The organism is Mycolicibacterium pyrenivorans (genome assembly GCF_025821625.1).
GTDB classification, from domain to species: Bacteria; Actinomycetota; Actinomycetes; order Mycobacteriales; family Mycobacteriaceae; genus Mycobacterium; species Mycobacterium pyrenivorans.
This window is the reverse complement of sequence record NZ_JACKSH010000119.1, coordinates 72,887-85,291: the sequence shown is the minus strand read 5'-3', so window position 1 is coordinate 85,291 and position 12,405 is coordinate 72,887. Positions and strand designations below refer to the sequence as shown.

At 66.6% G+C, this 12,405-nt stretch carries 15 protein-coding genes and 3 tRNA genes; 12 read left to right on the top strand and 6 right to left on the bottom strand.

Annotated elements, in window-relative coordinates; all coding sequences use genetic code 11:
* Positions 1 to 91 precede the first annotated feature (91 nt).
* Positions 92 to 1,009 carry an NADP-dependent oxidoreductase gene (locus tag H7I57_RS15060; RefSeq protein ID WP_264024360.1) on the bottom strand — a complete coding sequence of 306 codons (918 nt, stop codon included), beginning with the start codon at positions 1,007 to 1,009 and terminating at the stop codon, positions 92 to 94.
* Between the two features lie 10 nt (positions 1,010 to 1,019).
* Positions 1,020 to 1,760 carry a DUF3060 domain-containing protein gene (locus H7I57_RS15055; protein WP_264024358.1) on the bottom strand — a complete coding sequence of 247 codons (741 nt, stop codon included), beginning with the start codon at positions 1,758 to 1,760 and terminating at the stop codon, positions 1,020 to 1,022.
* A 124-nt stretch (positions 1,761 to 1,884) separates the two neighbouring features.
* On the opposite strand from H7I57_RS15055, the gene H7I57_RS15050 reads away from it, so the two are divergent.
* A complete protein-coding gene (locus H7I57_RS15050; RefSeq protein ID WP_264024356.1) occupies positions 1,885 to 2,988 on the top strand; it encodes an NAD(P)/FAD-dependent oxidoreductase in 1,104 nt (367 codons plus the stop codon).
* Here the strand turns inward: H7I57_RS15050 and H7I57_RS15045 are convergent.
* The 4 genes from H7I57_RS15045 to H7I57_RS15030 all read right to left on the bottom strand — a co-directional run bounded on the left by H7I57_RS15045 (position 2,966) and on the right by H7I57_RS15030 (position 6,796).
* Positions 2,966 to 3,970, bottom strand: coding sequence for a magnesium transporter CorA family protein (locus tag H7I57_RS15045; protein WP_264024355.1), 1,005 nt, complete (start codon positions 3,968 to 3,970; stop codon positions 2,966 to 2,968). The two genes, H7I57_RS15050 and H7I57_RS15045, sit on opposite strands and share 23 nt — an antisense overlap.
* A gap of 100 nt (positions 3,971 to 4,070) precedes the next feature.
* The gene (locus tag H7I57_RS15040; RefSeq protein ID WP_264024354.1) at positions 4,071 to 4,772 is read right to left on the bottom strand and encodes a crotonase/enoyl-CoA hydratase family protein; all 702 of its coding nucleotides are present in this window, start codon (positions 4,770 to 4,772) and stop codon (positions 4,071 to 4,073) included.
* A 95-nt stretch (positions 4,773 to 4,867) separates the two neighbouring features.
* Complete coding sequence (locus tag H7I57_RS15035; RefSeq protein ID WP_264024352.1) at positions 4,868 to 5,902, bottom strand: phospholipase effector Tle1 domain-containing protein; 1,035 nt, start codon at positions 5,900 to 5,902, stop codon at positions 4,868 to 4,870.
* Between the two features lie 177 nt (positions 5,903 to 6,079).
* Complete coding sequence (locus H7I57_RS15030) at positions 6,080 to 6,796, bottom strand: MBL fold metallo-hydrolase (RefSeq protein WP_264024351.1); 717 nt, start codon at positions 6,794 to 6,796, stop codon at positions 6,080 to 6,082.
* A 207-nt stretch (positions 6,797 to 7,003) separates the two neighbouring features.
* On the opposite strand from H7I57_RS15030, the gene H7I57_RS15025 reads away from it, so the two are divergent.
* The 11 genes from H7I57_RS15025 (at position 7,004) to rplA (ending at position 11,699) form a co-directional block, all read left to right on the top strand.
* Positions 7,004 to 7,076: transfer RNA gene (locus H7I57_RS15025), tRNA-Thr, on the top strand.
* Positions 7,077 to 7,140: 64 nt separating this feature from the next.
* Positions 7,141 to 7,214 (top strand) — tRNA-Met (locus tag H7I57_RS15020).
* Positions 7,215 to 7,258: 44 nt separating this feature from the next.
* On the top strand, positions 7,259 to 7,426 hold the full coding sequence (gene rpmG, locus H7I57_RS15015) for a 50S ribosomal protein L33 (RefSeq protein ID WP_003929651.1): 168 nt from the start codon (positions 7,259 to 7,261) through the stop codon (positions 7,424 to 7,426).
* A gap of 70 nt (positions 7,427 to 7,496) precedes the next feature.
* Complete coding sequence (hadA, locus tag H7I57_RS15010; protein ID WP_264024350.1) at positions 7,497 to 7,976, top strand: (3R)-hydroxyacyl-ACP dehydratase subunit HadA; 480 nt, start codon at positions 7,497 to 7,499, stop codon at positions 7,974 to 7,976.
* On the top strand, positions 7,963 to 8,391 hold the full coding sequence (hadB, locus tag H7I57_RS15005; protein WP_264024424.1) for a (3R)-hydroxyacyl-ACP dehydratase subunit HadB: 429 nt from the start codon (positions 7,963 to 7,965) through the stop codon (positions 8,389 to 8,391). Before hadA ends, hadB begins: the two co-directional genes overlap by 14 nt.
* Positions 8,392 to 8,403: 12 nt before the next feature.
* Positions 8,404 to 8,913, top strand: a complete 510-nt coding sequence (gene hadC, locus H7I57_RS15000) for a (3R)-hydroxyacyl-ACP dehydratase subunit HadC (RefSeq protein ID WP_264024349.1) — start codon at positions 8,404 to 8,406, stop codon at positions 8,911 to 8,913.
* 148 nt (positions 8,914 to 9,061) lie between these two features.
* A tRNA-Trp gene (locus H7I57_RS14995) sits at positions 9,062 to 9,134 on the top strand.
* A 74-nt stretch (positions 9,135 to 9,208) separates the two neighbouring features.
* Positions 9,209 to 9,658 (top strand): preprotein translocase subunit SecE, encoded by a 450-nt coding sequence (gene secE, locus H7I57_RS14990; protein WP_264024348.1) that lies wholly within the window; start codon positions 9,209 to 9,211, stop codon positions 9,656 to 9,658.
* A 50-nt stretch (positions 9,659 to 9,708) separates the two neighbouring features.
* A complete protein-coding gene (gene nusG, locus H7I57_RS14985; RefSeq protein ID WP_264024346.1) occupies positions 9,709 to 10,458 on the top strand; it encodes a transcription termination/antitermination protein NusG in 750 nt (249 codons plus the stop codon).
* Between the two features lie 41 nt (positions 10,459 to 10,499).
* A complete protein-coding gene (gene rplK, locus H7I57_RS14980) occupies positions 10,500 to 10,928 on the top strand; it encodes a 50S ribosomal protein L11 (protein WP_159233620.1) in 429 nt (142 codons plus the stop codon).
* Positions 10,929 to 10,991: 63 nt separating this feature from the next.
* Positions 10,992 to 11,699 carry a 50S ribosomal protein L1 gene (gene rplA / locus H7I57_RS14975; RefSeq protein WP_264024345.1) on the top strand — a complete coding sequence of 236 codons (708 nt, stop codon included), beginning with the start codon at positions 10,992 to 10,994 and terminating at the stop codon, positions 11,697 to 11,699.
* The last annotated feature ends 706 nt before the right edge of the window (positions 11,700 to 12,405 follow it).

Sequence of the window (12,405 nt, the reverse complement as noted above, 5' to 3'; positions counted from 1 at the left end):
TGTGTCCGCTCATCTTTCCCCCTCTCAGCCCGACCATAGCCGCGGCTACCGACACCGGGTCGGGCTCGGCGCGCAGGGATTGCCGGCCAGCTCAACGCGACGGGTCACCCACCTGGACGACGGCTTTGCCGCGACCTCGGTGGGTGAACGCCGAGACGGCGTCGTCGAGGGCGAACACGTCGCCGACGAGCACACGAAGCCGACCGGAACGGACCCGCTCGGCGAGATCGGCGAGCCGGTGTCGATCGGGTTCGACCACGAAGAAGATCGCGCGTCCGCGCTCGGGTTGCGCGGTCGGCGGCTCGGCGAGCGAGACCAGCGTGCCGCCTGGACGCAGCAGCCCCAGAGAGCGGCGCTGGCTCTCGCCGCCCAGGACGTCGATCACGACGTCGACCGCGCCGATGTCCTCAAGGCCGTCCTGCGGATCGACGAACTGCTCGGCGCCCAACTCGAGCACGAGTTCACGGTCGCGGGCCCGGCCCGTCCCGATCACGCGCGCACCCGCTTCGCAGGCCAGCTGGACCGCGATCGATCCGACGCCGCCCGCCGCACCGTGGATGAGTACGGTCTGACCGGCCTTGACCGCGCCATGGTCGAACAGTGCCTGCCACGCCGTCAACCCCGAGATCGGTAGCGCCGCCGCGGTGGTGTGCGCGATGCCTGCGGGCAGCGGAGCGAGGTTGCGTGCTTCCACCGCAACGTATTCGGCGAGCGTGCCGTCGCGCGCCCAGTCGGTCACGCCGAACACCCGCTGGCCCACCGTCAGCCCCGTCGTTCCGTAACCCAATTCGGCGACCACGCCGGAGACTTCGTGACCAGGAACCGAGAGAGCCCGGTCGTGACCGTTACGATCGGTCCACGTCCCGGGCCAGTCGAGCTCGCCGGAGGTGAAACCGGCCGCGCAGACTTGCACGACGACGTCGTTCTCCGCCGCGTGCGGGTACGCGATCTCGCCCAGTGACAACCCGTCGACGCCTGCCGCGCGATCGCAGGCGGTCACGGCTCGCACGGGTCTGTCCTCAACCCTGCTCGACGACGTTGCCGGTGCCCGACGTCGAGATCTCCGGTGTGCCGGCGCGGTAGGTCACCGTGTTGTCGAAGCCGGACGCGGTGATGGTTCCCGCCGACTCCACCGTCACGACGTTGTCCATCCCCGACACGGAGACGGCCGCACAGTCACCCTGGATCTCGACGGTGTTGGTCATGCCGCTGATGTTCACGGTGCCCTGGTCACAGATGACGGTCTTGCGCTGCTCGATCCCGCCGAAGCTCAGGGTGTCGCCTGCTCCGACGGTGACGACCTCGTCGCCAGGGGCGAACGGGAGCTCGGGGATGGGGATGCCGGGGATGTCTGGGATGTCTGGGATGTCCACGCTGGGGGTGTCGACGGACCCGCCGCCGCCGGAGATGCCGGGGGAGGGGCGTGGCGACACCCCCGTGGTGCTGTTGACGTTGAAGTACGCGAAAACGATGATGCCGGCCACGACGACGCCGATGACGACCAGCGGGATCAGCCACAGTGCCGGCTGCGCACGCTTGTGCACGACCCGCTGCGGCGGCGAATAGTACGGCGACCCGTACTGCGGATACGGGTACGGCGCCGTCGGCGGGGGCGCGCCGTAGGGATACGGCGGAACGGGCACGTCCGCCGACGGTAGGGCCTGGTGGTCCCGGGTGCCCAACTCGTTGGCCGCGGCCTGCTCGGCGAGCGGACGCTCGAGGTCCCGGATGCGGGCTTCTGGGTCCCCGTTCGGCTCCATGGGCAGATGTTTGCACACAAGATCGCCCCTGCTCAACGGTTGCAGGCAAGGGCCGGATCTGACCGATTGCTGACGGTTGCGAGCGGCGAGGTTCGACGACCCGTCAGGGTGGTATCCACACACCATGGTGGGCCCGGGTTTTCTCGCCATCGGCAGTGGTCCGGCGGGTGTGAGCGCGGCTGAGACGTTCCGCAGCAGACACCGCCACATTCCCGTACGCATCCTGTCGGCCGACCCGGCGCTGCCCTACGCCAAGCCGCCCCTGAGCAAGGAGTACCTGTGCGGTCGGCAGGAAAACCTGGACCTGCACAGCGCCGGCTGGTTCGACCGCAACGACGTCGATCTGATCCGTGGAGTCACCGTCGAACGCATCGACGTCGACGCCCAGGAGGTCATCACCGCGGGCGGCGTCCACTACCCGTTCTGGCATCTGGTGATCGCATCCGGTTCGGCCGCCGTGCCGCTGAGCGTGCCCGGCGGGGATCTCGCGCAGCCGTTGCGGTCCTTCGGCGACGCGGTGGCACTCAAGATGGCCGCGCGACACGCCAGGACCGCGGTCGTCATCGGCGCCGGCCTGATCGGGTGTGAGGCCGCTGCCTGCCTGGCCGGGCTCGGCGTCGCGACCACCGTCGTCGCACCCGAGACCGTGCCACTGCAACGCAGGTTCGGGGTCGACGTCGGCGAGCGCGTTGCCAAGATGCTCTCCGATACCGGAGTCCGCTTCATCGGCGGGAGCGCCGCGGCCGCCGTCGAGGCCACTGGCGTCGTCCTGGCCAGTGGCGAGACGGTCGACGGTGAGGTCATCGTCGCCGCGACCGGGGTCAGACCCGACATCAGGCTCGCCGCCGACGCCGGGCTGACGATCCGCGACGGGCGGGTCGTCGTCGACGAGCACATGCGCACATCGATCCGCAACATCTATGCCGCAGGCGACATCACGCTCGCGCGCAACATCGTCGCGGGTCGGCCGGTCGTGTCCGAGCACTGGCGCGATGCCGCTCAGCAAGGCCTCGTCGCCGGGCTCACCGCTGCCGGCTACCGGTCGTCCTGGGACAAGGTGTCCGGGTTCTCCTGCACCATAGGAAGATTCGCGCTGCGCTACCGCGGCTGGGGTGCTCCGTACGACTCCTGCAGTCTGACCGAGCGGCGTGACGGATTCTCCGCGACGTACGAGGCCGCCGGGAGCATCGTCGGAACGCTGGATGCTACAACCAGTCTCGCTTCTTGAACATCACGTACAGAACGAGCACCAACACCACGATGATCGCCGTGCTTACGACGAAGCCGCCCGCCGTGTCGATCCCCGGATAGAGGACGTTCTGGCCGTAGAAGCCGGTGATCGCGGTCGGCACGGCGATGATCGCGGCCCAACCCGTGAGCTTCTTCATCACGATGTTGAGCCGGGCGTCCTGCAGCGACAGGTTGGTCTCGAACACCGTCGTGATCATGTCCCGGAGCGATTCCGTCCACTCCGACACCCTCAGCACGTGGTCGTAGAGGTCGGCGTACCCGGGGTCGAGCTCCGTCCCGTTCTTGGCGTCCAGCCTGCGATGCTGGATCACCGTCACCACCTCGCGCATCGGCAGCACCACCCGCCGCAATGCGACCAGATCTTTTCGATACTGGAAAGTCTTACGCTGCAGACCTTTACGCGGTACATGTTCGGCGAACAGGTCGTCCTCGAGGCTCTCGATCCCGTCGTCGAGGCATTGCACCGCGTCGAAGTGACCGTCGACGACGACGTCGAGCAGGCCGTGAACCAGCGAGCCGACGCCGTACTCCTGACCGCCGAGCTCGTCGAAGCGCCGCGACACCTCATCGATGTCGAAGTCGAAGTCGGCGTGCGGCGAGAGCCGGACGGTGATCAACCCGCGCGGCAGCACGAACGCGGAGATGCGGTGGATGTCGAGCCTCGACTCCGTGGTGTCCTCGGGTGGGGGAGTCTTGACCGACACCGAATACACGGTGAAGAACGTATGGGTCTTGTAGACGACGGCCTTGGTGCGCTCGGCGTCGGCCAGCGCGTCCTCGACCGCCCACGAGTTGAGGTGCAGTTCCTCGGCGAGCTCCTTGAGGATCGCGTGGTCGGGGTCGTAGATGTCGCACCAGACGAGGGTGTCCTCGCCGGCCAGGCAGTCCGAGATCAGCGAGAAATCGAAGTCGTCCTGCGGTTTGCCATCGCGCCAGATCCGGCCTCGGACGTGCGTCACCCGACCATCATGTCAGCCATAGATGTCACGCCAGAGTGAGGCCACGGTTGTGGTCGCAGCCGATTTCACGACCCGGAATGATATTCCGCGGTGACGCGAGCTAGCTGAGAGTGAATTCAGTTGCCAGGCCGTCGATTCCGGCGCGGATGGCGTCCAGTGCGGACTGGCGTGCTTTGAGTTTGGTCGCGAGATGCGCACCGGCGTGCAGCGTCGTCGCCGCTTCCCGGGCGACCTGCTGCGCGCGACCGAGCACCTCGTCGGCCTCGACGATCTCGTCGAGCCAGCCCGCGGCGATGGCGTCGTCGCCGACGAACGTCGCCGCAAGCGCGGTCCCGCGGTGAAACGCCGCCGGGGTCAGCCGCATCCGCATGATCTCGATGGCTGAGATCGGGATGGTCATGCCGATGGCCACCTCGATGGCCTGGCAGCGTGACTTGGGGGCCCCCACCCGATGGTCGGCCGACAGCAACAGGAACGACCCCATCGCGATGGCGGGCCCGGTGGCCGCGATGATGACCGGCACCGGGAACGTCAACACCCGCACCGACAACTCGAAGCCGCCCGCGAGCATCCCGAGCGCCGCGGCGGGATCCCCGGACTGGAACACCGCCAGGTCGAATCCGCCGCTGAAGACCCGCGAGTTCCCCGCGAGCACCACGGCTTTGGCGGCGTCGGCCTCGGCCCGGTCCAGCGCCTCGTTGATCGCGCTCTGCATCGCGGGCCCCAGCACGTTCACCTTGCCGTCGTCCAACGTGATGGTGGCCACGGAGTCCGCGATTGCATAGGAAACAGAGCTGGTCATGATTCTCCCGTCGGGCCGAGGTCAGGCGGGTCGAACCTAACAGCGCCGCGACCTGCGCCACCCGCCGGGATCGGCGCGGGCCGGCAGGTGGCGGGTCAGGACGCGACGGCAAGCGCCGGTGCGACCGCGGGCGCCGACGGCGCGGACAGCAGGCGTTCGGAGCGGGCCCCCCATTCCGCGTCGGCCCAGACGACCCGCGCGGGCAGGCGCCGCCAGTACGACGGGTGAGCGCGCAGATAGCTCTGCACGCTGGCGTGCACGACCGCGTCGGTCGGGAGTTTGCGGAACGACACCGGATGCGCGCTGCCCGCGAGTGCGTCGACGGCGGCAGGGGCGGGGGCGCGATCCCGGTCCACCACGGCACCGGCCCTCACCGCGCCGTCGAGCACCCAGTCCAGCGCGATGTCCGACAACGGCGTGCACGCGTGCTGCCCGCCGGCGACATCACAGTGCGCGCCCCGGAACCAGACCTCCTCGATACCGTCGGCGCTCGGCGGCAGGGGCTGCACGCCGTACGGTCCGACGCCTCCGTCGATCGCCACGGCGTGCCTGGCGGCGATGACGTTGGAAAGCGGGTCGGGCGTATCCGCCCGGGGCAGCCCCGGTACCGCGATGGTGTCCCACAGGCCCAGGAACTCGACGTCGACGGTGAGGTCGCCGCGCCCGCAGAGCTGTGCGGCCAACCGGGTCACGCGTTGCCAGTCCGACGTGCTGCGGTGGGTGCGCGGCATCGCATAGGTGCCCAGCACGTACTCCCTGAAGTCGGCGGCCGTCCACCCCGCGACGTCGGGTCCGCGCAGCACCCCCACGGTGCCGAGCACGCGGGTGAGTGCCCGCGCGCAGAAAGCGCCACGGCCCGCGCCGAACAGATACAGCCGGTCGCCGGGCTCCCACCGATCGACGAGGAATTCGTAGGCGTGGGACACCGAGGCGCGGGCGACGTCGACCGCCGCCGATCGGCGGTGCCGGGTGGCGAAGCGGTTCACGCCTTCGACGGTGAGGTCGGCCGACGACCAGACGACCTGCTCGTCACCGGTCGGCAGCAGCGCAGCCAGGGCCGCGACGTTCGTGGAACCCGTCGACGTGGTGCGGTTACCGACGTGGTCGAAGCACAGCGCGATGTTCTTCACGAAGACCCCCGACGTGATCTGAGCGGAATGCGCTGACAGATGAGTTTGCCAGAATCACGCCTGGGTGTCTTCGTTTTGCTGACGATTCTGCGGGCTCGGGCTCCGTATTCACCATCGTCAGGACCCGATCGGCTCGGAATCCGAAGCGGGCGGCCACGGTGGCCGGCGACCGCCTGGTCAGCCGCCCATCAGCATGCGCCACTGGTCCAGATTGCTCGCCCGGTAGACGTAGTTGGTGCGTTTGACGTCGGACAGAGACGCGCTCGGTTCGGTGGAATACCAGTGCCCCGGGAAGACGGTCGGATCGCCGGGCAGCTGGGCGAGCGCCTGCAGGCTGCGGAACATCTCGTCGGCGTCACCACCGGGGAAGTCGGTTCGGCCGCAACCGTCGAGGAACAGGGTGTCGCCGGCGACGAGTCGGCCGTCGAGCAGGAAGCACTGGCTGCCGGGGGTGTGACCGGGCGTGTGCAGCAGCTCGATGTCGATGTCGCCGACGCTGACCTTGTCGCCGTGCTGGTGCGCCGTCAGCTCGCTGGGCGCGATCCCGGTGATGCGTGAAACCCAGTCCGCTTCCTGGGCGTTGACGTGGACCGGCACGCTGACCCGCTCCAGCAGCTCGGCCAGGCCCTTGAGCTCGAACCCCATCATCGAACCGCCGACGTGGTCGGGGTGGTGGTGGGTGACCAGCACGCCGGAAAGATGCTGGCCGTCGGCCTCCAGCGCGTCCACCAGGTCGCCGGCCGCGTAGGCGGGATCCACCACCACGGTGTCGCCGGTCTCCCGGTCTCCGATCAGATAGGCGAAGTTGCGCATCTGCTGGGCGATCATGTCGCCTGCCGCGAAGTCGCGCCCCGACAGCAGTTGCTTGAAGTAGAGCCGGTTCGAGTCAGCCATGACGGCCAGCGTATGCAGTGGCCGGCGCCGGCACCGCGCTCAGGGTCGCGCTACGCCCGCCGAACCGGCCCTCCCGGGCGTTCTCGACGGACCGGGTCCGTCGGCGTCCGCAGTGACCAGCGGTTTGGCGACTGAATCTCCGAGAATGTACCCTCTTTAAGGCCCATCGCTGCGCGGTGGGCTTCAGTACCCAAGCAAGGCAGCAGCGCCCCCTTAGCTCAGTCGGTAGAGCGTTTCCATGGTAAGGAAAAGGTCAACGGTTCGATTCCGTTAGGGGGCTCGGTGGACACCGGGGCGGGCGAAGCGACTTCGAGGAGCTTGCGCGCTACCGGCGACGCCGTCATGGCGGTGTAGCTCAGCTGGTTAGAGCGCACGACTCATAATCGTGAGGTCGGGGGATCGAGCCCCCCCACCGCTACACGCAGTACGAGAAGACCGAGTTTTGAGAAAGAGGCACCTGACGTGGCGTCCAGTACAGACGTTCGGCCGAAGATCACTTTGGCGTGCGAGGTGTGCAAGCACCGCAACTACATCACGAAGAAGAACCGTCGCAACGATCCCGACCGACTCGAGATCAAGAAGTTCTGCCCGAACTGCGGCAAGCACCAGGCCCACAAAGAGTCGCGCTGAGCGAGACAACCCGGGCCGGGGCCGCCGTCGGTTCCCGGTTGCTGAGGTGGACTAGGTAGGTTCAACACTCGTGTCTTTCTTGGACGGTCTCGTCGGGTTGCACTTCCGCTATCCCGACCACTACGTGGTCGGCCGCGAGAAGATCCGCGAGTACGCCGTCGCGGTCAAGAACGACGACCCGGCGTTCTTCGACGAGAAGGCCGCCGTAGAACTCGGTCACGACGCACTGCTGGCCCCGTTGACGTTCATCTCGGTGTTCGGTTACCAGGCCCAGTCGGCCATGTTCGCCGCGGCCAACATCAACATCACCGACGCCCAGATCGTGCAGGTCGACCAGATTCTGAAGTACCTGAAGCCGATCAAGGCCGGCGACACGCTGTACTGCGACGTGTACATCGATTCGATCCGCAAAGCCCACGGCACCGACATCATCACCACCAAGAACATCATCTCCAACGGCGACGGCGACATCGTCCAGGAGAGCTATACCACCCTGGCGGGGCGTAGCGAAGAAGACGGAGAGAGTGGCTTCAGCAATGGCATTGCGTGAGTTCAGTTCGGTCAAGGTCGGCGATCAGCTGCCCGAGAAGGTCATCCCCCTGACCAGGGGTGACCTTGTGAACTACGCCGGGGTGTCCGGCGACCTGAACCCGATCCACTGGGACGACGAGATCGCCAAGCAGGTCGGCCTCGACACCGCCATCGCGCACGGCATGCTCACCATGGGTCTCGGTGGCGGCTACGTCACGTCCTGGGTCGGCGATCCGGGCGCGGTGACCGAGTACAACGTGCGTTTCACGGCCGTCGTGCCGGTGCCCAACGACGGCACCGGCGCCGAGATCGTCTTCAACGGACGCGTGAAATCCGCCGATCCCGAGACGAAGACGATCGTGATCGCCATCAGTGCCACCGCCGGCGGCAAGAAGATCTTCGGTCGCGCGATCGCCAACGCCAAGCTGGCGTGAGCGGGTGCTGATATGGCTTTGAAGACAGACATCCGGGGAATGGTCTGGAAATACCCCGACACCTACGTCGTCGGCCGCGAGCAGGTCCGGCAGTACGCGAAAGCCGTCAAGGCCACCGACCCGGCGTCCCACGACGAGGACGCGGCCGCCGCGCTCGGGCACAGTGCAATCATCGCGTCGCCGACCTTCATGTCGATCTTCGCGGTGATGATCCAGAACCACTTCTTCCAGAACGTCGACGTCGGCCTGGAAACGATGCAGATCGTGCAGGTCGACCAGAAATTCCTGTTCCATCAGCCGATCAAGGCCGGCGACGAACTCACCGGGACCATGTACATCGAGACGGTCGACGAACGCTTCGGCGCCGACATCGTCACCACCCGCAACGTCGTCGCGCGGCCGGACGGCGAGGTGGTGATGGAGTCCTACACGACGCTGATGGGCCACGAAGGCGACAACTCGATCTCGGTGAAGTGGGATCCTGAGACCGGCCAGGTCGTCCGCAAGGCCGCCGGCGAATAACCGGCCCGTGGGGCAGGCAATTAGTAACTCCGCCCGGGTGCGCGCTACACTCGGACCTCGGGGTTTGCCCAGTTAAGCGCGCTGTCCGTCGGCTTTGATCGACCGAACGGAGAGCGCGCGAATTGTGTGGGCCTCTGACCCGCTATGAAGGGGCGTAGCTCAACTGGCAGAGCAGCGGTCTCCAAAACCGCAGGTTGCAGGTTCAAGTCCTGTCGCCCCTGCAACTGAATACTCGACAAGCGTGGACACTGGAAGGTGACCACGCGAGACATACGATCAGAAAAGGAAGTATGCGGTGAGCGACGAGCGCGAAGGTGCCGGCTCCGCAGACACCGGCGCCGGAACTGACAGCGGTGACACCGGTGGCCATACAGCGGTCGTGACACGCCCGCTGCGGCCCACAGGCAAGCGGTCCCGGCGCGGTGCGGTGACCGAGGCCGACGCCAAGGACACCGACGACGCACCCGAGACCGATAGTTCGGGCGGCAGGGACGACGGGAACAAGGGCGGCGGGACCAAGAAGACCGCGAGGAAGCCCAAGGACGGACCATCGCGTAACCCGTTCGCGTTCGTCCTGAACTACCTGCAGGAAGTCATTGCGGAGCTGCGCAAGGTCATCTGGCCGAACCGCAAGCAGATGGTCAGCTACACGACCGTCGTGCTGGCGTTCCTCATATTCATGGTGGCGATGATCGGGTTCACCGACCTCGGTCTGGGCAAGCTCGTGATGATGGTGTTCGGCTGACCCCGATAGGTCGGCGGACGCTGCCAGTGAAATTCAGAGAGGACTGACACGTGACTAGCTTCGAGGGCCAAGAGCCTTCGGGTGACACCGTCGACACCATTGATGTCGACGAGGCCAACGCGGAGGTGACCGACGCTGCCGAATCCGATGTCGCCGCCGAAGCGGCTCCGGAGGAAGAAGAAGACCCCGCCGTAGCGCTGAAGAAAGAGCTTCGCCTCAAGCCGGGCGACTGGTACGTCATCCACTCCTACGCCGGCTACGAGAACAAGGTGAAGGCCAACCTCGAGACCCGCGTGCAGAACCTGGACGTCGGCGACTACATCTTCCAGGTCGAGGTGCCCACCGAAGAGGTCACCGAGATCAAGAACGGCCAGCGCAAGCAGGTCAATCGCAAGGTGCTGCCCGGCTACATCCTGGTCCGCATGGAGCTCAACGACGAGTCGTGGGGCGCGGTGCGCAACACCCCCGGCGTGACCGGCTTCGTCGGCGCGACGTCACGGCCGTCGCCGCTGTCGCTCGACGACGTCGTGAAGTTCCTGCTGCCGCCGGCCTCGGCGAAGAAGCCCGGGAAGAGCACTGCCGGTGCGGCCGCATCCTCCGAGGCCTCGATGGAGCGTCCGGAGATCCTCGTCGACTTCGAGGTCGGCGAGTCCGTCACCGTCATGGACGGCCCGTTCGCGACGCTGCCTGCGTCCATCAGCGAGGTCAACGCCGAACAGCAGAAGCTCAAGGTGCTGGTGTCCATCTTCGGCCGCGAAACACCTGTCGAACTGACCTTCACCCAGGTCGCCAAGATCTAACCGGCATTCGTGCCCTAGAAAGAGAAAAGGAACACCACAGCATGGCCCCGAAGAAGAAGGTCACCGGGCTGATCAAGCTGCAGATCCAGGCCGGGCAGGCCAACCCCGCCCCGCCGGTGGGTCCCGCGCTCGGTCAGCACGGCGTCAACATCATGGAATTCTGCAAGGCGTACAACGCCGCGACCGAGTCGCAGCGCGGCAACGTCATCCCGGTGGAGATCACGGTCTACGAGGACCGCAGCTTCACGTTCGCGCTGAAGACGCCGCCTGCGGCGAAGCTGCTGCTCAAGGCGGCCGGCGTGCAGAAGGGTTCCGGTGAGCCGCACAAGACCAAGGTCGCCAAGGTGACCTGGGATCAGGTGCGCGAGATCGCCGAGACCAAGAAGGAAGACCTGAACGCCAACGACATCGATCAGGCCGCCAAGATCATCGCCGGGACCGCCCGGTCGATGGGGATCACAGTCGAGTAGCTGTTCCCCGTGGGAGGGCCAGCTACGGCCCGTCAACCACAACTTCGAAATCAGGAGATATCAATGAGCAAGAACAGCAAGGCATTCCGCGAAGCCGCGGAGAAGATCGACAAGGACCGCCTGTACACGCCCCTCGAGGCGACAGCGCTGGCCAAGGAGACGTCGTCGAAGAAGCAGGACGCCACCGTTGAGGTCGCGATCCGGCTCGGCGTCGACCCCCGCAAGGCAGACCAGATGGTGCGCGGCACCGTGAACCTGCCGCACGGCACCGGCAAGACCGCGCGCGTCGCGGTGTTCGCCGTGGGTGACAAGGCCGAGGCCGCCGAAGCCGCGGGCGCCGACATCGTCGGCAGCGACGACCTGATCGAGAAGATCCAGGGTGGATTCCTCGACTTTGACGCCGCGATCGCGACGCCGGACCAGATGGCCAAGGTCGGCCGCATCGCCCGCATCCTCGGACCGCGTGGCCTGATGCCGAACCCGAAGACCGGCACCGTGACCCCAGACGTCGCCAAGGCCGTGTCCGACATCAAGGGCGGCAAGATCAACTTCCGCGTCGACAAGCAGGCCAACCTTCACTTCGTGATCGGTAAGGCATCGTTCGACCAGAAGGCGCTGACCGAGAACTACGGCGCGGCGCTCGACGAGATCCTGCGTGCCAAGCCGTCGTCGTCGAAGGGTCGCTACCTGAAGAAGGTCGTCGTCTCGACGACGACCGGCCCCGGCATTCCGGTGGACCCGTCGGTGACCCGGAACTTCACCGAGGCGTAGGCGACCAGCAGGTCGCATCCGACCATTGAGTCAGGTCTTCGACACCATGACCGTCGACAGCAGTGCTCGGTGGTCGGTTGCGGCACCTCGATGGTCTCCGTCGACCCGGCCGTCGCGTTCCTGGTGAGAATGTGGTCGATGCCGATGACCGGCGGAATGGACCGGTTGCTCGGATAGGGTGAATTCGCTTCCAGCACCGGCCTGTTCGGCCGCCACCCGGTGCCCGTGGGCGAGTAGCTGCCGGAACGGCTTCACGATGACCGATCCGGCGCCCGACTGTCGCGCCCCGGGGCCTTCATCGCCGCTGAGAACCGCGACGGCATCCGTCCGCAAACTGGTACACGCGTACGGAATGTTGCCGACGGCGCCCGTCGTTCGTGCGTGACGACGAATGAGAGCCACCGATGAGCATGTCGAATGGGCTCGGAGCAGGCCCAGCGTGAGTGCGCTGGCGACCATTCCGCGCTTCGATGCCAGTCATTGTCGGTGTGGTTCTCGAGCAGGTTCGCGACGCGGGCGCGGCACAATGCGTGATGGATGAGCACGCAAACGAAACCAATCGAGATCGTGGAAACGAGGCATCCTCTCGGCATGGTGAGTCGCCCAAGTGCGCATGCGGCGCTCGACGCGAGGGATCGGCAATCCGCTGTGGACCTGAGGTCGGATACAGCGCCGTCACTCAGGGTGGGCCCGATACCGACGGCAC